The sequence below is a fragment of the Actinomycetota bacterium genome, from assembly GCA_004297305.1.
Lineage (GTDB): Bacteria > Actinomycetota > Actinomycetes > S36-B12 > FW305-bin1 > FW305-bin1.
In genome coordinates this window covers 82,197-99,924 of sequence record SCTR01000009.1, presented here as the reverse complement: position 1 = coordinate 99,924, position 17,728 = coordinate 82,197, and the positions used below count along the sequence as shown (strand labels likewise).

At 70.4% G+C, this 17,728-nt stretch carries 14 protein-coding genes and 2 tRNA genes; 3 read left to right on the top strand and 13 right to left on the bottom strand.

What is annotated here, in order from left to right; genetic code table 11:
- Nucleotides 1-3 precede the first annotated feature (3 nt).
- From rodA to EPO13_08895, 8 genes are all read right to left on the bottom strand, one after another.
- Nucleotides 4-1,149 carry a rod shape-determining protein RodA gene (rodA, locus tag EPO13_08930; protein TAK69048.1) on the bottom strand — a complete coding sequence of 382 codons (1,146 nt, stop codon included), beginning with the start codon at nt 1,147-1,149 and terminating at the stop codon, nt 4-6.
- A gap of 41 nt (nt 1,150-1,190) precedes the next feature.
- Complete coding sequence (gene mrdA, locus EPO13_08925; protein ID TAK68889.1) at nt 1,191-3,605, bottom strand: penicillin-binding protein 2; 2,415 nt, start codon at nt 3,603-3,605, stop codon at nt 1,191-1,193.
- Between the two features lie 85 nt (nt 3,606-3,690).
- On the bottom strand, nt 3,691-4,260 hold the full coding sequence (mreD, locus tag EPO13_08920) for a rod shape-determining protein MreD (protein TAK68888.1): 570 nt from the start codon (nt 4,258-4,260) through the stop codon (nt 3,691-3,693).
- On the bottom strand, nt 4,200-5,246 hold the full coding sequence (gene mreC / locus EPO13_08915) for a rod shape-determining protein MreC (GenBank protein ID TAK68887.1): 1,047 nt from the start codon (nt 5,244-5,246) through the stop codon (nt 4,200-4,202). The genes mreD and mreC overlap by 61 nt, the downstream gene beginning before the upstream one ends.
- Nucleotides 5,247-5,503: 257 nt before the next feature.
- A complete protein-coding gene (locus EPO13_08910) occupies nt 5,504-6,535 on the bottom strand; it encodes a rod shape-determining protein (protein ID TAK68886.1) in 1,032 nt (343 codons plus the stop codon).
- Between the two features lie 115 nt (nt 6,536-6,650).
- Complete coding sequence (locus EPO13_08905; GenBank protein TAK68885.1) at nt 6,651-7,061, bottom strand: nucleoside-diphosphate kinase; 411 nt, start codon at nt 7,059-7,061, stop codon at nt 6,651-6,653.
- A 66-nt stretch (nt 7,062-7,127) separates the two neighbouring features.
- Complete coding sequence (locus tag EPO13_08900; GenBank protein ID TAK68884.1) at nt 7,128-7,568, bottom strand: DUF4233 domain-containing protein; 441 nt, start codon at nt 7,566-7,568, stop codon at nt 7,128-7,130.
- A 2-nt stretch (nt 7,569-7,570) separates the two neighbouring features.
- Entirely contained in the window at nt 7,571-8,830 is a 1,260-nt protein-coding gene (locus tag EPO13_08895) for a bifunctional folylpolyglutamate synthase/dihydrofolate synthase (GenBank protein ID TAK69047.1), read from the bottom strand.
- 170 nt (nt 8,831-9,000) lie between these two features.
- Here EPO13_08895 and valS point away from each other — a divergent pair, with 170 nt between their 5' ends.
- A complete protein-coding gene (gene valS / locus EPO13_08890; protein ID TAK68883.1) occupies nt 9,001-11,571 on the top strand; it encodes a valine--tRNA ligase in 2,571 nt (856 codons plus the stop codon).
- 132 nt (nt 11,572-11,703) lie between these two features.
- A complete protein-coding gene (locus EPO13_08885; GenBank protein ID TAK68882.1) occupies nt 11,704-12,744 on the top strand; it encodes a hypothetical protein in 1,041 nt (346 codons plus the stop codon).
- 68 nt (nt 12,745-12,812) lie between these two features.
- Here the strand turns inward: EPO13_08885 and clpX are convergent, their stop codons facing one another.
- The 5 genes from clpX to EPO13_08860 all read right to left on the bottom strand — a co-directional run bounded on the left by clpX (nt 12,813) and on the right by EPO13_08860 (nt 17,354).
- A complete protein-coding gene (clpX, locus tag EPO13_08880; GenBank protein ID TAK68881.1) occupies nt 12,813-14,099 on the bottom strand; it encodes an ATP-dependent Clp protease ATP-binding subunit ClpX in 1,287 nt (428 codons plus the stop codon).
- A gap of 246 nt (nt 14,100-14,345) precedes the next feature.
- On the bottom strand, nt 14,346-15,050 hold the full coding sequence (locus EPO13_08875) for an ATP-dependent Clp protease proteolytic subunit (protein TAK68880.1): 705 nt from the start codon (nt 15,048-15,050) through the stop codon (nt 14,346-14,348).
- Nucleotides 15,051-15,081: 31 nt separating this feature from the next.
- Nucleotides 15,082-15,702 (bottom strand): ATP-dependent Clp protease proteolytic subunit, encoded by a 621-nt coding sequence (locus EPO13_08870; GenBank protein TAK69046.1) that lies wholly within the window; start codon nt 15,700-15,702, stop codon nt 15,082-15,084.
- Nucleotides 15,703-15,883: 181 nt separating this feature from the next.
- A complete protein-coding gene (locus tag EPO13_08865; GenBank protein TAK68879.1) occupies nt 15,884-17,239 on the bottom strand; it encodes a trigger factor in 1,356 nt (451 codons plus the stop codon).
- 39 nt (nt 17,240-17,278) lie between these two features.
- A tRNA-Pro gene (locus tag EPO13_08860) sits at nt 17,279-17,354 on the bottom strand.
- Nucleotides 17,355-17,449: 95 nt separating this feature from the next.
- Between EPO13_08860 and EPO13_08855 the strand changes: the two genes are divergently transcribed.
- A tRNA-Gly gene (locus EPO13_08855) sits at nt 17,450-17,523 on the top strand.
- Nucleotides 17,524-17,728 lie beyond the last annotated feature (205 nt).

The window sequence follows — 17,728 nt, the reverse complement described above, 5'->3', positions numbered from 1 at the left end:
GGCTCAGCTGTCCGCTTCGTGCACCCGGATGTTCTGCAGCAGCCCGACGCCCACCCAGGTGGCGAACATCGACGTGCCGCCGTACGACACGAACGGCAGTGTGACCCCGGTCACCGGCATGATCCCAAGGGTCATCCCGATGTTCTCGAAGGCCTGGAAGGCGAACCACGCCACGACCCCGGTCGCCACCAGCCGGCCGAAGAGGTCCTCGGCCCGCAGGGCGATCCGGATGCCGCGCCACAGCACGACGCCCAGCAGCACGATGACCGTCGCGCCGCCGACGAAGCCGAGCTCCTCACCGGCCACCGTGAACACGAAGTCGCTTTCGTTCACCGGCACGAAACTGCCCTGCGTCTGCGGGCCTTCGAACAGCCCCCGGCCGAGCAGCCCGCCGCCGCCGACGGCGATCCGGGCCTGCTCGGTGTTGAAGCCGGCGGACTGGCTGCTGGCGTTCTCCGGGTCGATGAACGACGTCAGCCGATCGACCTGGTACGGCTGCAGCAGGTGCAGCTGGATCGCCAGCAGTACGGCGACCACGGTGCCGAGCAGCAACCCGACCAACCACCGGGTACGCGCGCCGGACACCGCAACGATCGTGATCACGATCGTCCCCATGACCAGCACCGTGCCGGTGTCGTTCTGCACCAACACGATCGCGATCGGAATGGCCGCGACGATCAACGCCTGCAGGACGTCGGCGTCACGCGGCTCGCTCTCGGCGTCGCGCTTCTCCGCGAGGATCATCGCCATCATCAGGATGATCGCCACCTTGGCGAACTCCGACGGCTGGATCGTGAAGCCCCCGGGCAGTGCCAGCCACGCCTTCGCCCCGGCGATCGACGAGCCGACGCCCGGGATCAGCACGACGAGCAGGCCGATCAGCGAGACGACGTACAGCACCGGGGTGTACGCGCGCAGCAGCCGATGGTTGACCCGCGAGACCAGGTACCCGAGCACCAGGCCGATGACGAGATTCAGCAGCTGCCGCTTGAGGAAGTACTGCAGGTCCCCGGTCCGCGGTGCCAGGTCCGCCTTGCTGGCCGACCACACCAGGATCGAGCCGTAGACCGACAGCGCGAGCGCGGCGAGCAGCAGGATCCAGTCCAACCGCCCGAGGTAGTCCGACCTGCCGTCGGCCCGGGTCGGCATCCGGGTCCGGACCGCCGAACTGGCCGGATAGCCGTGGCTGCTCATGGTGACCTCATCCCCGGCCGCTGCCGCCGGCCGGCACCAGGCCACCAGCGGCGCCATCGTCCCGGCCGCGGCACGGGTGGCCGCGACCGGTGCGGACCGGGACGCGCCCGGTGACGGGCGGCGCGTCCGGCGCGCTTGCTCGGGGAGGGCGTGACGGGCTGGTCGGACGGCAACGTGGTCGGCATCGGCTGCCCGGCGGCGGTCTCGGGGGTCATCGGCGTGCCGTCTGCGGCGAACGCCGGCAGCGCGGCGGCCGGCGCACCGCCGACCAGGACGCTGCGCGCGGGGTCGATCGTGTTGCCCCGCACGCCGAAGAGTGCCTCGTAGATGTTGCGGACGAACGGACCTGCCGTGCCCGAACCGGTCCCGCCCTGCGAGATCATCATCACCACGGCGTACCGGGGCTGGTTCGCCGGCGCGAAACTGGCGAACCAGGCCGTGGAGTCCACCGCGCTGCCGTCGACGGTGGCCTGCGCGGAACCGGTCTTCGAGGCGACCGGGATCCGGCCCAACGGGAAGCCCTGGAACGGCGGGGCGCCGGTGCCGTCGGTCGTGGTCGCCTGCAACGCGGTGTTGAGGAACGACATGGTCGCCTTCGACGCGTCGATGCGGCCCTTGACCACCGGAGCGATCGGCTCGGCCTTGCCGTCCGCGGACACGACCGCCTTGGCGACCTGCGGCTGATAGAGCGTGCCGCCGTTGGCGATCGCGGCGTACGCCATAGCCATCTGCAGCGGGGTCACGACGGTGTCGCCCTGGCCGATGGCCGCGTTCAGCGCGTCACCGACCCGCCAGACATAGCCCTCCTCGCAGTTCTCCCGGTCCAGCCGGGTGAACTCGTCGGCCTTGTCCTTGTTGGTCTTCCGCAGTTCCGGATAGCCGGCCGCCGCACTGGCACACCAGGCGTCGTGCTTGGTGTCCCACACCTTCTGCTTGTACTGCCGGCTCGACACTTGCCCGGCTGCTTCGCCGGGCAGGTCGATGCCGGTGCGCTGGCCGAGGCCGTAGTTCGTCGCGGCCGTGGCGATCGGATCTGCCGACGTCACCGTCGCCGACAGGCCGCCGGCTCGCTTCCACATGCTGTCGGCGATCCCGTAGAAGACCGTGTTGCAGGAGACTTCCAGGGCACGCTCCAAACTGATCGTGCCGTACGCGCCGCCTTCGTGGTTCTGGAACTGCTGGTTGCCGGCCTGGTAGAAACTCGGGCAGTCGTAGCTGCCGCCCAGATCGAAACCCGACCGCGCTGCCGCCGTCGTGGTGATCGCCTTGAACGTCGACCCCGGCGCGTAGAGACCCTGGAACGCCCTGGCCGTCAGCGGCTTGCCCGAGGCCGGCGACGTGAGGTCCTTGTACTGCTTGCTGGAGATCCCGCCCAGCCAGACGTTCGGGTCGTAGCTGGGGTACGACGCCATCGCCAGGATGTGCCCGTTGGTGGTGTCGACGACGACCGCGGCCCCGGAATCGGCCACGTGCTTCTGCTTGGTGGAGTCGACCGGCGAGCACCCGGCGCGGGCACAGTCGATCGCGGCCTGCAGCTGCTGCTCGACGACCGCCTGCAGCCGGGCGTCGATCGTGCTGACCACGTTGGAGCCGGGCGTGCCGTCGTCGGTGGACACCGTGCCGGTCACCCGCTGCGCCTTGTCGACGGCCAGCTTGGTGATCGCCGGGACGCCGCGCAGCTGCGCGTCGTAACTGTCCTCGATGCCGGCGCGTCCCACCAGGTCGCTGCGCCGCAGCCGCTGCGCGTCGGCCGTGTCCGAGGTCTGCCGGCTGAGTTCGTCCTGGCTGACCGGACCGAGGTAGCCCAGCAGGTGCGCGGCGTTGACGCCGTACGGCGTCGGGTACTGCCGAACCGATTTCAGCCCGGCCGACACCCCGGGGTACTCGATCGAGCGTTCCATGATCGACAGCGCGACGTCCTGGCTGACGTCCTCGGCGACCGGGATCGGGGCGAACGGGGACCCGTTCCAGCAGACCGGCGGGGGCTGGGCACCCGTCGAGCCGCAGTCCTTCAGCCGCTGGGCGATGTCGTCGTACGTCGTCCCCAGCGTCTTGGCGAGCCGCGTCAGCGTCGCCACGCCGTCGTCGGACTGCTTGGCCAGCTCGGTGCGGTCGACCGAGACCACCAGCGACGAGCGGTTAGCCACCAGCGGGCGGCCCACCTGGTCCACGATGAGCCCGCGTGCGGCCGGCGTCACCACCTCGCGCAGGCTGTTGTTGGCGGCGGCCTGCACGTACGTGTCCCCGGTCACCAGCTGCAGGTAGAACAGTCGCGCGAGCAGGGTCCCGAGCAGCGACACCACGAGGACGGCGAGCACGACGAGCCGCAGCGTCGACCTCTCGCTCACCGCATCGCTCCTGTCGCTGGGACGGCGGGGCGGGCCACGCTCGGTCGCGTACGGCGCGGCCACGCGACCTCGCCGCGCGAGGCCGGGGCGTAGGACGAGGCACGAGCGCGAGGGGTTCCGCCGAACGTGCTGCGCGGCAGCCTAACCCTCAGACTCGGGCAGCGGGATCGAGCCGGCGGACCAGTGCGCCGACGAACGGGACGACGAACGGCGTGAGGACGGCGACGTACACCACTTCCGACAGCGCCAGCGACGGAATGTCCTCCCACAGCACCCGCACGTCGCCGAGCAGGCTGCCGAGGATGGCCCGCCCCAGCAGCGCGCCGGCGGCCAGCACCACCACGACACCGATGGTGACCAGCACCGGCCGATCCTCGACGTCGCTCACCCGCCCCGCCAGGTAGCCGACGGCGGCCAGCACCAGGGCCATCACCCCCACCGTCCCGGCAGCCGGTGGGACGAGGTCGAGGAGCAGCCCGCCCGCGAACCCGGCGACGACACCGGTACCCGGCCCGTCGGCCATACCGAGCGCGACGATGACGACCAGCAGCAGGTCCGGTGTCGCCCCCGGCAGCGGCAACCGGGCCAGCACCGTCAACTGCAGGGTGAGGGCACACACCAGCAGGACGGCGACCAGAGCGGCACGGCGGACCACCGCTACCTCGCAGAGCTTCCGGCCGACGGCGAGCGACTGGCGGCCGGCGCACGCGAAGCCGATGACCCTGAAGTGGACGTCGAGGACGGCGGCGAACTGCTCCGCGTCGTACCTGACGAGGTCGCGCTCGCCGCCGGCGACGCGGCCGGGGCACTGCCCGCCGGCGCGGCCGGCGGCGTCGAGGCGGCCGGCGCCGGGGGCAGCACGGCATCGCGCGGATCGGTGCGCGGCTTCGTCACGATGACCCCGACGATGTCCAGCGACGCCATGTCCGCGAACGGCTTCACGGTGGCGACCCGAGTGAGCTGCCCGGTCGTCCCCTTGACGTCGGTCACCGCGCCGATCGGGATGCCCGGCGGGTACAGCCCGTTCTGCGAGCCGAACGTCACCAGCCGGTCACCGGCGACGACCGGGGCGGACGAGCTGAACATCTGCAACTCGAGCTGGTCCTGCCGGCCGGTGCCGCTGACCGTGCTGAGCTGGCCGGTCCCGGCCAGCCGTGCCCCGACCACGACCGTGGCGTCCACGATGAGCACGACCCGGGACGTCGTCGGCGACACCTCGCGGACGTAGCCGACGAGACCGTCGCCGTTGATGACGCTCATCTCCTTCTGCAACCCGTCGTCGGAGCCGGCGTCGATGGTCACGGTCCAGGCGAATCCCTGGGCCGGCCCCACGGCGATGACCTGGGCCGGCACGGTCCGGTACTGGCCGGCGGCGGCCACCCGCAACAGGCCGTCGAGCTGACGGAGCCGTTCGGCGTCGTGCGCTGTCGTCGTCTGCTGACTGCGCAGGGCGGCGTTCTCCTCCTCGAGCGCGCGGATCCGGTCGTCCTTGTCCCCCCAGGAGCCGAACTCCGAGAAGAAGCCGCCGATCGGCGCGACCACCGTGGTGACGCCGCGCTCGATGGGCCCGAAGACGGCCGCCGCGGTGGATCGCAGCGGCGACAGCGGCCCGTCGTCGGAGCCGCGGAGGTCGAGCACGATCAGGGTGAGCGCGGTCAACAACACCAGCCCGAGGATCAGGCGGGTACGCCGGGTATCCCTCATCGCCCCTCACGTCGATGCCGTCCGGAAGGCCCGGCGAAGGCTACGCCGTTACGACGCTCCGGGCGGCATCGTCGTGCCCGGGATCAGACCTGGGACGCACGCCAGCCGGACACCGGCGCGCGATCAGTCGGTGGTCGCCCCGCGGAAGGGCTGGGCCTGCGCCGTGAACCGCCGGGATCGGCAGCCGGGATCGGCAGCCGGGGCCGTCGGAGCCGCCGGCCGGAACGGCCGAGGCAGTGCCGCGGTCAGTGGCGCCGCTAGTGCCGTCGCTCGGAGGTCAGGACCTGCTGCAGCGCTTCGAACTCCTCCACGCACTTGCCCGAGCCCAGCGCGACGCAGTCCAACGGGATGTCGGCGACCACAATTGGCATGCCCGTCTCGTGCCGCAGCCGTTCGTCCAGCCCCTTGAGCAGCGCGCCACCACCGGTCAGCACGATGCCGCGGTCCATGATGTCGCCGGACAGCTCCGGAGGGGTCCGGTCCAGCGTGGTCTTGACCGCGTCGACGATGGCGTTGACCGGCTCGTCCAGGGCCCGCCGGATCTCCTCGGCGGTGACCACCACCGTGCGCGGCAGGCCGGTCACCAGGTCGCGGCCGCGGATCTCCGCGTGCGGCTCGTCGGGCATCGGGAAGGCCGACCCGATGGCCATCTTGATCTCTTCGGCGGTGCGCTCCCCCAGCATGAGGGAGTACTCCTTCTTCACGTAGTTGATGATCGAGGTGTCCAACTCGTCGCCGCCGACGCGGATCGAGATGCTCGTCACGATCCCGCCCAGCGAGATCACCGCGACCTCGGTCGTCCCACCGCCGATGTCGACGACCATGTTGCCGGTCGGCTCGTGGACCGGCAGGCCGGCGCCGATCCCGGCCGCCATCGGCTCCTCGATCAGGTACACCTTGCGGGCCCCGGCGGCGTACCCGGCGTCCTTGACGGCCCGCTGCTCGACTCCGGTGATGCCACTGGGGACGCAGACGACCAGCCGCGGCTTGGCCAGGTGGCGGCGCTTGTGCACCTTCTGGATGAAGTAGCGCAGCATCCGCTCGGTGGTGTCGAAGTCCGCGATGACGCCGTCCTTCAAGGGCCGGATCGCCACGATGTTGGCCGGCGTACGGCCGATCATCTTCTTGGCTTCCGAACCGACGGCCAGAATCCCCCCGGTGTCCTGGTTGATCGCGACCACGGACGGCTCGTTGAGCACGATGCCGCGGCCACGGACGTAGACGAGGGTGTTCGCCGTTCCGAGGTCGACCGCCATGTCACGACCGATGAAGGACATGTTGTTCGCCATGGGGAGGGGGCCTTCCGGGAGAGTCCGGGGACGTACGGCGGGGCCCATCGTACGGGCCCGCGCGGGTCCCCGGGTCCGGTCCGGCGGGCCCGGACACCGTCTCGGGCGGTCGTGGTCAGGCCAGGCCGGGGAAGAACAGAGCGATCTCACGTGCTGCGGATTGCGGCGAATCCGAACCGTGCGTGAGGTTCTCGCGGGTCTGCGTCGCCAGGTCGCCGCGGATCGTGCCGGGGGCGGCCTGCACCGGATTCGTGGCACCCATCATCGTTCGCCACGAAGCGATCACATCGGGCCCCTCCACGACCGCGGCCAGCAGCGGCGCGGACGTGATGAACTCCACGAGCGGATCGAAGAACGGTTTGCCGGTGTGTTCGGCGTAGTGGGCCTGGGCGGTCGCTCGGTCAAGGGTGCGCAACTCCACGGCCACGAGCCGGAAGCCCTTGCGTTCGATCCGGCGCAGCACCTCCCCCACCAAGCCGCGAGCCACGCCGTCAGGCTTGACCAGGACCAAAGTGCGCTCGGACACGGGTACTCCACGGGTCGGGCGGTCGTCGTGGCCCGCGTCGTACGGGCCGACCGGCGGTGGGCGAGACTAACGGGCCGGGTCCGGGCCGGGCCCGGCGTCAGGTCCGGACGGGGCAGTTCCACCTGGCGCAGGTCCACCTGAAGCAGGGCCGGCTGCAACAGGGCCGGCTGTGGTTGCCGTCAGGCCGGCTGTGGCGAACCTGATCTGGTCCGCGCGCCGCCCGTAGTGCAGGGCGCACCACCACAGGGCCGCGAAGATGCCGCCCAGGATGACCATCGCCGGCACCAGCACGGCGCTGCCGATCGCCCCGACCTGCACGGCCCACCCCAGGACGACCCCGGGGAGCCGCGGCAGCGTGCCGATCGCCACCACGCACAACAGGACGAGCAGTCCGCCGCCGATCGCGACCGCCGTCGCGGGGTAACCGCCGACGGTGATCGCGACCGGGATCGACAGCCCGAGCACGATCGCCTCGAACACCAGGACCGACGAGCACAGCACGCGCACCGCTAGCCCTCCCGCCGCAACATCGCCCGCGCCGCCCCGACGGTGACCACCGAGCCGGTCACCAGCACGCCGCTGCCGGGTCCGTCGGCGGCTTCCTCGGCCAGCCGGATTCCCGCGTCCAGCGCGTCCGCCAGGTCGGGCACGACCTCGACCCGGTCCGCACCGAACACCTCGACGGCCACGGCGGCCAGCTCGTCCGCGTCCCGGCCCCGCGCCGATGGCGGCCGGGTCACGACAATCTCGGCGAGCACCGGTTCGAGGGTGGTCAGGATGCCGCGCGCGTCCTTGCCTTCGAGGATCCCGACCACGCCGACCAGGACGGTGAAGTCGAAGGAGTCACGTACGGCGTCGACCAGCGCCTGCGCGCCGGCGGGGTTGTGCGCAGCGTCCAGCAGCACCGTCGGCCCGCGGCGGACGACCTCCAGCCGACCCGGCGACGAGGAGGCAGCGAAGCCGTCGTACACCGCGGCCGGGTCCAGCTCACCGGAACCGCCGCCGAGGAACGACTCGACCGCCGCCAGGGCGAGCGCGGCGTTGTCGGCCTGGTACGGGCCGAACAGCGGCAGGAACAGGCCCTCGTACGTACCGGCCAGGCCCTGCAGGTCGACCTCTTGTCCGCCGACCGCCACCCGCCGGGCGCGAACGCCGAAGTCACGCCCGGCCACCGCCAGCGAGGTGCCGGCGTCGGTCGCGGCGGACTCCAGCACCGCCAGAGCGTCGGGTTCCTGCCGCCCGCTGACGGCCAAGCAGTCGGGTTTGATGATCCCTGCCTTCTCCGCCGCGATCGCGCCCACCGAGTCGCCGAGCAACTCGGTGTGGTCCAGCCCGATCGGGCAGATCACCGCGACGGTCGCATCGGCCACGTTCGTGGCGTCCCACGTCCCGCCGAGGCCGACCTCGAGAACCGCGGCGTCGACCGGGGCGTCGGCGAACGCCGCGAACGCCATCGCCACCACGAGCTCGAAGTAACTCACCGGGGGTCCGCCGGCGCGCGCACTGCGCTGGTCGACCAGCGTCGCGTACGGCGCCACGTCGCGGTACACCGCCACGAACCGCTCGGCGCTGATCGGGTCGCCGCCCACCACGATCCGTTCCCGGGTCTGCTGCAGATGGGGGCTGGTGGTCAGGCCGGTCTGCAGCCCGAAGGCCCGCAGCAGCGAATCGATCATCCGGGCCGTCGAGGTCTTACCGTTGGTGCCGGCGACGTGCACGACGGGCGCGGCGTGCTGCGGGTCGCCGAGCAGCTCGGTGAGCAACCGCATCCGGTCCAGGCTCGGGTCGATCCGCGACTCCGGCCAGCGCGCCTGCAGCGCCGCCTCGACCGCGGCGAACTCCTCGGCGGCGCCGGCTGCGGCCGGGCCGATGGGCTCGCCCGCCAGACCGGTCACGACCGGTGAGTCTAGGAGCAGGCCGCTTCATAGGATGACCGCCCATGAGCGCCACGCCCGCCGCAGCGGTCCCCGAGAAACCGACGCTGGACGGGTTGGAAGAGCGCTGGGCCGGCAGCTGGGACCAGCAGGGGATCTACCGCTTCGACCGTTCGGTCCCGCGGTCCGCGGTGTTCTCCATCGACACCCCACCGCCGACGGTCAGCGGCTCGCTGCACGTCGGGCACGTGTTCTCCTACACCCACACCGACGCGATCGCCCGGTACAAGCGGATGCGCGGCTACGAGGTCTTCTACCCGATGGGCTGGGACGACAACGGGTTGCCGACCGAACGCCGGGTGCAGAACTACTACGGCGTGCGGTGCGATCCGTCCCTGCCGTACGACCCGTCCTTCGAACCGCCGGCCAAGCCTGATCCGGCCCGGCCGATACCGATCTCCCGTCGCAGTTTCGTCGAGCTGTGCGGTCGCCTGACCGCCGAGGACGAGAAGGCGTTCGAGCAGCTGTGGCGTCGGCTGGGCCTGTCGGTCGACTGGACGCAGACCTACCAGACCATCGACGACGGCGCCCGCGCCGTCTCGCAGCGGGCGTTCCTGCGCAACCTGGAACGGGGCGAGGCCTACCAGGCCGAGGCGCCCACTCTCTGGGACGTCACCTTCAGAACCGCTGTCGCGCAAGCAGAGCTCGAGGATCGCGAACGCCAGGGCGCGTATCACCGGATCTCGTTCTGGCGCCCCGACGGCGAACCGGTGTACGTCGAGACGACGCGGCCGGAACTGCTGGCCGCGTGCGTCGCCCTGGTGGCGCATCCGGACGACGAGCGCTACCGCGACCTGGTCGGGACGACGGTGACGACGCCGGTCTTCGGCGTCACCGTACCGGTGCACGCCCACCGGCTCGCCGACCCGCAGAAGGGTTCCGGCATCGCGATGATCTGCACGTTCGGCGACACCACCGACGTGACGTGGTGGCGCGAACTGGAACTGGCCACCCGGCCGGTGATCGGCTGGGACGGCCGGCTCCTGCCAGAACCGCCCACCTGGATCACCAGCCCGCAGGGGCGTGCGGCGTACGACAGCCTCGCCGGCACCACCACCCACACCGCCCGCGAACGCATGGCCGAGCTGTTGCGCTCCAGCGGCGATCTGATCGGGGACGTCCGGGCCATCACGCACCCGGTCAAGTTCTTCGAGAAGGGCGACAAGCCGCTGGAGATCGTCACGACCCGGCAGTGGTACATCCGCAACGGTGGGCGCGACGCCCAGTTGCGCGCAGCGCTGCTGGAGCGGGGGCGTCAGTTGGCGTGGCATCCGCCGCACATGCGGATTCGCTACGAGAACTGGGTCGAGGGACTCAACGGCGACTGGCTGATCTCCCGCCAGCGGTTCTTCGGCGTCCCGATCCCGCTGTGGTATCGACTGGACGCCAACGGGATGCCGTCGTACGACGAGATCCTGCTGCCGGACACCGATCGGCTTCCGGTCGATCCCAGCAGCGACGTCCCGCCGGGATTCACCGAGGACCAACGTGGCGTGCCGGGCGGTTTCGCCGGCGATCCCGATGTCATGGACACCTGGGCCACGTCGTCGCTGACACCACAGATCGCCGGCGGCTGGCAGCGTGATCCTGATCTGTGGCAACGGGTCTCACCGATGGACCTGCGGCCCCAGGCCCACGAGATCATCCGGACCTGGTTGTTCTCCTCGGTCGTGCGAAGTCATCTCGAGGACGACAGGTTGCCGTGGACCGACGTCGCGATCAGCGGGTGGATCCTCGACCCGGACCGCAAGAAGATGAGCAAGTCCAAGGGCAACGTCGTCACTCCGCTCGGCCTGCTCGACGAGCACGGTGCCGACGCCGTGCGCTACTGGGCCGCCAGCGGCCGCCCCGGGACCGACACCGCCTTCGACGTCGGCCAGATGAAAATCGGCCGCCGGCTCGCCATCAAGATCCTCAACGCCTCGAAGTTCGTGCTGGGCGCCGACGTGGTGGACGATCCCGCCGCGGTCAACGACCCGGTCGACCAGGCCATGCTGGCGGCGCTGGCCGACGTCGTGGCCGAAGCGACCGCCGCCTATGAGGACTACAACTACGCCCGCGCGCTGGAACTGACCGAGACGTTCTTCTGGTCGTTCTGTGACGACCACGTCGAGCTGGTCAAGGACCGCGCGTACGGCGGCCGGGGCCCGCTCGCCGCGGCGTCGGCGAGGGCCGCGCTCGGCATCGCGCTGTCGACGTTGCTGCGGCTGTTCGCCCCGGTGCTGCCGTTCGTGACCGAGGAAGTGTGGTCGTGGTGGCGGCCGGGTTCGGTCCACCGTGAGGCGTGGCCGACCGCGCAGGAGTTGCGAGCCACTGCCGGCGACGGGGACGCGGCGGTCGTCAGCGCCGCTGCCGTCGTGCTCAGCGGCGTACGGCGGGCCAAGTCCGAGGCGAAGGTGTCCATGCGGGCGGAGGTCGCCACGGTCCGGGTGTCCGGGCCCGCCAGCGCGATAGCGCTGGTCCGGCTGGCCGAGGCGGACCTCCGCTCGGCCGGGCGGGTCGCTGCGCTCGACCTGACCGAGGCCGACGGCCCGCTGTCGGTGGGCGCGGTCGACCTCGCACCCGTGCCCGACTGACCCCTGCCCTGCCACGACGCGTCCGCAGCGGACGTACGGCGGATCGACCGGCGCCAGGGGTCAAGTAGTCCCCGGGTCGGGCCGATGACGACCAGGTCGGATTCGACGTCGTCGTCTCGCGAGGAGTCGTCCATGGCACGCCACGAGGTCAGCCCCGCCCCCACCACGAGCGAGGCTCCCAGCGCCGCAATCGCCATCCTGCCGGGCGTTCCCCTGCCGGCATGGGCGCTGGCGCTGCGCCCGGCGGCCGATACCGCCGAGACCGAGCCCGCCGCCGAAGCGAGCAGTGCCGAGGCGAGCAGTGCCGAGTCTGTCGGTGCCGGGCTGCCGGAGCCGGTGAGCGTCGGCGCTGCCGGCCGATCCGCCGAGGCGTCGACCGACCACGTGCCCGCCCCGACACTTCCGACGATCGGCTCGACAGTCGCCGCGCCCACGACGGCTGCGCCCACGCCCGGCGAGCCGTTCGGTGCACCCGGAGCCGGGGCTCCCTCACTCGGCGTGCCGTCGTTCGGTACGCCGGCATTCGGCAGCCCGATCCTGGACGACCCGGAGGCCGGTACGCCGGCGTTCGGTGGCCCGGTATCCCGTGGTTCCACTCTGGATAGCCCGACCCTGGACAAGTCCGCGTCCGGCTCGCCCGCCGTCGGTACGCCGGCCTCCGATAGCCCGGCCGTCAGCGGCTTGGCCTTCGGTGCCTCGGCCTTGGGCGGCCCGGTTGTCGGTGACTCGCTCGTCGGTGGCCGGGTTGTCGACGACCCCGCCGTGGACGGCCCGGCGCGACCGGCTGCGTTCCCCGCACCCTCGCCGCTGGGCCACTCGGTCTCGGTCAACGCGCACGAGGCGCTGCAGGCAGCCGATCCGATCCTCGACCCGGCACCGACCGCACCGGACGACGCCTCGAGGCTCCTGGCCGAGCCCGACGGCGAAACCGGCTGGGCCGACAAGGCCACCAAGGACGCTCTCGATGACGAACCGGCCGATCACGTCGACGTGGCCGACCACCTCGACGTGATCGAGTCAACCGACGCGGAAGCTGAGGCGACCGACGATCAGGAGTCGGCTGTCGAGAACCGGGCCTCGCGCCTGCTGCCCTGGCTGGCGATCCTGCTCATCATCGCCGTGCTGTTCTTCGCGGCGGTGGTCTGGCCAGGATTCCTCGTCGCGGGCGAGTAACCCCGCGGCGGGCGGCGACCGGGGATCGGCACGGCAGGTCCTGCCGATCGGTCAGGCGCAGCCGATCGTCAGGCCGACTTGTCGCGGCGTTCGCGCCGCGGTGCGCTGGCCTCACGCGGCACCAGCGTGGGATTGACGTTGTTCACGACCGTCTCGGCCGTGATCACGACCCGAGCGACGTCCTTCCGGCTGGGGACGTCGTACATCACGTTGAGCAGAACCTCTTCCAGGATCGCCCGCAGTCCGCGAGCACCTGTGCCGCGCATGAGGGCGAGGTCGGCGATCGCCTGCAGCGCGTCCTCGCTGAACTCCAGTTCGACGCCGTCGAGGTCGAACAGTCGTTGGTACTGACGGACCAGAGCGTTGCGCGGCTCGGTCAGCACCCGGACGAGCGCCTCGGCGTCCAGCGCCGTCACGGAGGTGAAGACCGGCAGCCGGCCGATGAACTCCGGAATCATCCCGAACTTCAGGAGGTCCTCGGGCATCACCTTGCCGAAGATGTCACCCGGGTTGGTCGACTCCGGCTCGGCGCCCACGCTGGCGGTGAAGCCGAGCGACTTACGGCCGGCCCGGTGCTCGATGATCTGATCCAGGCCGGCGAACGCACCGCCCACGATGAACAGCACGTTCGTGGTGTCGATCTGGATGAACTCCTGGTGCGGGTGCTTGCGACCGCCCTGCGGCGGCACCGAGGCCGTCGTGCCTTCCAGGATCTTCAGCAAAGCCTGCTGGACGCCCTCGCCCGACACGTCCCGGGTGATGGACGGGTTCTCGCTCTTGCGCGCGATCTTGTCGATCTCGTCGATGTAGATGATGCCGGTCTCGGCCTTCTTGACGTCGTAGTCAGCGGCCTGAATCAGCTTGAGCAGGATGTTCTCGACGTCCTCGCCGACGTATCCGGCCTCGGTCAGGGCCGTGGCGTCGGCGATGGCGAACGGCACGTTGAGCATCCGCGCCAGCGTCTGGGCGAGCAGGGTCTTGCCGGAACCGGTGGGCCCGAGCAGCAGGATGTTGGACTTGGCCAACTCGACGGCGTCGTCCCGCCCGCGCTCGGTCGCGCCGGCCTGCACGCGCTTGTAGTGGTTGTAGACGGCGACCGACAGCGCCTTCTTGGCGGCGTCTTGGCCGATCACGTACTGGTCGACGAACTCGAAGATCTCCCGAGGCTTGGGCAGCTCGTCCCACTGCAGGTCGGACGCCTCGTTGAGCTCCTCTTCGATGATCTCGTTACAGAGGTCGATGCACTCGTCGCAGATGTAGACGCCGGGACCGGCGATCAGCTTCTTGACCTGCTTCTGGCTCTTCCCGCAGAAGGAACACTTCAGCAGGTCACCGCCGTCGCCGATGCGAGCCACAGCCTCGGTCCCTTCCGCGCCGTCAGGCGCTTGGCCTGGTGTCGAGGTCGTGCCGTCCTGTCCGTACCTCTACCGTGCCCGCCCATCCCGCGATCGTCCACCGCAAGGACTGCGAGCCCTCCGTACGGCGGCCGCACGTGGCGACCGGTACAGCCGATCCCGGCCGCGCTCAGACGGTACCTCTCCCCCGCGAAAGAGTCCGGCTATTGCCGTGCCGTGTTGGCCGTTCAGCCAACGGCGTAGCGGTCAGGCGGGCACCGGACTCTTACGCGAGCTGATGACCGAGTCGACGATGCCGTACTCCTTGGCCGCCTCGGCGGTCAGGATCTTGTCCCGCTCGATGTCCGCCTCGACCTCCGCGGCAGTCCGACCGGTGTGCAGGGCGAGGATGTCCTGCATCTCGCTACGCATCCGCAGGATCTCGTTGGCCTGGATCTCGATGTCCGAGCCCTGTCCGCCGCCCTCGGTGTAGGGCTGGTGGATGAGAATCCGGGAGTGCGGCAGAGCGAAGCGCTTGCCCGGCGTCCCGGCAGCCAGCAGCACCGCTGCCGCCGACGCCGCCTGCCCGAGGCAGACGGTCTGGATCTGCGGCTTGACGAACTGCATGGTGTCGTAGATCGCGGTCATCGCGGTGTACGAGCCACCCGGCGAGTTGATGTAGATGGAGATCTCGCGATCCGGATCCATCGACTCCAGGCAGAGCAGCTGCGCCATGACGTCATCGGCCGAGGCGTCGTCGATCTGGACTCCGAGGAAGATGATCCGCTCCTCGAAGAGTTTGGTGTAGGGGTTGTGAATGCGTTCGCCGTTGGCGTGGCGCTCCCGGAACTCGGGCAGGACATAGCGCGCGGTCGGCGCGTCGTATCCGCCCGCAGCACGGTATGGCGCGTGGCCGCGGTGCCCGGACGTACGGAACGCAGCAGCGGCGACGGCGTCGAGGTCGTAGCTCACGGTGGGAAATCCCTTCTCGCGTCAGTCGTCGTCAGGCCGGGACGCCGTTGTTGATCACCTGGTCGATGATCCCGTAGTCCTTGGCCTCGGCCGCGGTGAACCAGCGGTCGCGATCGGAGTCTCGTTCGATCGTCTCCAGGCTCTGCCCAGAGTGCTCGGCGATCAGGGCGGCCATGCGCTTCTTGATGAAGATCATCTGCTCGGCCTGGATCTTGATGTCCGACGCGGTGCCGCCGATCCCTCCCAACGGCTGGTGCATCATGATCCGGGTGTTGGGGGTGGCGCTGCGCTTGTTCGCCGCGCCCGCACACAACAGAAACTGGCCCATCGACGCTGCCAAGCCCATCGCTACTGTCGCAACGTCATTCGGAATCAACTGCATCGCGTCGTAGATGGCCATCCCGGCCGTGACCGAGCCGCCCGGTGAGTTGATGTAGAGCGTGATGTCCTGACCCGGATCCTCGGCCGACAACACCTGCAGCTGCTTGACGATCCGGTTGGAGTTGTCGTCGCGCACCTCGCCCTCGAGCCAGATGATGCGCTCGCGGAGCAACCGCTCGTCGACCCAGTCGTTGAAGCCGAAACCGGCTCCGGACGGGCCGCGGAATTCCACCGCACCGTGCGACAGCGGGCCCGTGAGCGGGCCGACCAGGGATGGGGTCACGATGGCGCTCACGGTGGAGCCTCCCGTCCGGTTCGGTTCGTGGCTGACGACGGTGCGACACCTCGTCGGTGGATCACCGCCTGTCGGACACTAACGCGCAGAGGCGATAGCAGAGTCCCGGCACGGCAGGTGTTCGCCGTCGGCACAACCGATCCGGACTCGGGCGACCTCAGTGCTCGTGATCGTGACCGTCGTGGTCGTGACCGTCGTGATCGTCGTGGTCGTGGTCGTGGTCGTGGCCTGCCGCGGTCCCGGCGGTGGCCAGGTCGGCCTGCAGCGCTGCGAGGTCGACGGGATTGCCCGCGGTGTCGACGACAGTCGCCGCCTCCAGCACCACCGACAGCGCCTTGCCCCGGCGTACGTCGGACACGGCCATGGCGACCTGGCCCGCCTGCACCAGCGCCTGGGCGAAGGCATCGGGCGCCATGCCGTAACGCGGCGCCTGACCGACCAGCCACTGCGACAGCTCCGCCTCGCTCACGGCGAGGTCCTCCGCGTCGGCGATCTTGTCGAGCACGAACTGGCTCTTCAGGCTCCGGCGGGCGTTCGACTCGAACTCCGCGCGGTGTGCGTCGTCGCCGTGGCCGTCCTGGAAGTGCTCCTCCACCTCGGCGGTCAACGCGCTCTCCGGCAGCGGGATGTCGACCAAGTCCAGCAACGCGTCGTGCACCTTCTCGCGAGCCTGCGAACCCTGCTCCAGCCGCTTGACCCGCGACAGCCTCGCGGTGATGTCGGCCCGCAGCTCGTCGATGGTGTCGAACTCGCTGGCCAGCTGGGCGAACTCGTCGTCGGCCGCCGGCAGGTCGCGCTCGCGCACAGCCTTCACCGTCACGGTCACCTCGAGCGGCCGGTCGAGGTACTCCCCGGCGGTCGGGGTGAAGGTGAAGGTCCGCTCCTCGTCGGCAGCCGCACCCCGGACCGCGTCGTCGAGCCCCTCGAGCAGCTGACCGGATCCCACCTCGTACGACAGCGCGCTGCCCTGCAGATCCTCGACCGGCTCGCCGTCGTCGGTGCCCCGAAGATCCAGGAGCAGGACGTCCCCGTCGGCCGCGGGACGCTCCACGGTGCGGTACGACGCGAACCGCTCCCGCAACGCCGTCAGCTGCTGCTCGATGTCGGCTTCGGTGGGCTCGGCCGGCTCGACCTCGACACTGATCCCGGCGTACTCCGGCAGATCGAAGTCGGGCCGTACGTCGACCTCGGCGGTGAAGGTCAGGTGCTCGCCGTCGGCGAGTTCGGTGACGTCGACCTCGGGCCGGCCCACCGGGACCACGCCGGACTCCCGCACCGCATCCTCATACTTGTGCGGCAGCGCGTCGTTGACGGCCTCCTCCAGCACGGCGCCGCGGCCGAACCGCTGGTCGATGATCCGGGACGGGACCTTGCCCTTGCGGAAGCCGGGGACGTTCACCTGGGAGGCGATCTTCTTGTACGCCGCGTCCAGGTTGGCCGAGAGTTCGGCGAACGGGACCTCGACGGTCAGCTTGACCCGCGTGGGCGACAAGGTCTCGACGGCGCTCTTCACCTGAATGTCTCCTGAATCGGTGGCTGGGTGGCAGTGTGTCGGTCGGGGCGGGGAGACTCGAACTCCCGATCTCCTGCACCCAAAGCAGGCGCGCTAGCCACTACGCTACGCCCCGCGGTGGCTGCGGTAGTCTAGGGGACCACGCGGCGCCCTTCCGGCGGCTCGTCGGGGACGTATCCGCGGCGCTCAGCCGGACGACGTACCGCATCCGCGGGTGTAGCTCAATGGCAGAGCCCCAGCCTTCCAAGCTGGCCATGCCGGTTCGATCCCGGTCACCCGCTCCACAGCATCACCGCAGGTCAACGGCTTGGGAGTCGGTCTGCCTCCCCTGGCGGGACATGGCCAGCCGCCTGCGGTATTCCACGTTAGCCCCAGTGTCCGGGCTGGCGCTGACTTGGCGACGTGGGACGTGGGACGTGGGACGACAGCGTGACTACACGGTGGCGCCAACCGGCGTTATCCGCTGGGTTCCAGTTCGTCCAGATCTCG

Coding starts and splice junctions, on each gene's coding strand:
- rodA (TAK69048.1), bottom strand. CDS start 1,149: ATGCCGACCCGGGCCGACGGCAGGTCGGACTACCTCGGGCGGTTGGAC.
- mreC (TAK68887.1), bottom strand. CDS start 5,246: ATGAGGGATACCCGGCGTACCCGCCTGATCCTCGGGCTGGTGTTGTTG.
- EPO13_08910 (TAK68886.1), bottom strand. CDS start 6,535: ATGGCGAACAACATGTCCTTCATCGGTCGTGACATGGCGGTCGACCTC.
- EPO13_08895 (TAK69047.1), bottom strand. CDS start 8,830: ATGCGGTTGCTCACCGAGCTGCTCGGCGACCCGCAGCACGCCGCGCCC.
- valS (TAK68883.1), top strand. CDS start 9,001: ATGAGCGCCACGCCCGCCGCAGCGGTCCCCGAGAAACCGACGCTGGAC.
- EPO13_08885 (TAK68882.1), top strand. CDS start 11,704: ATGGCACGCCACGAGGTCAGCCCCGCCCCCACCACGAGCGAGGCTCCC.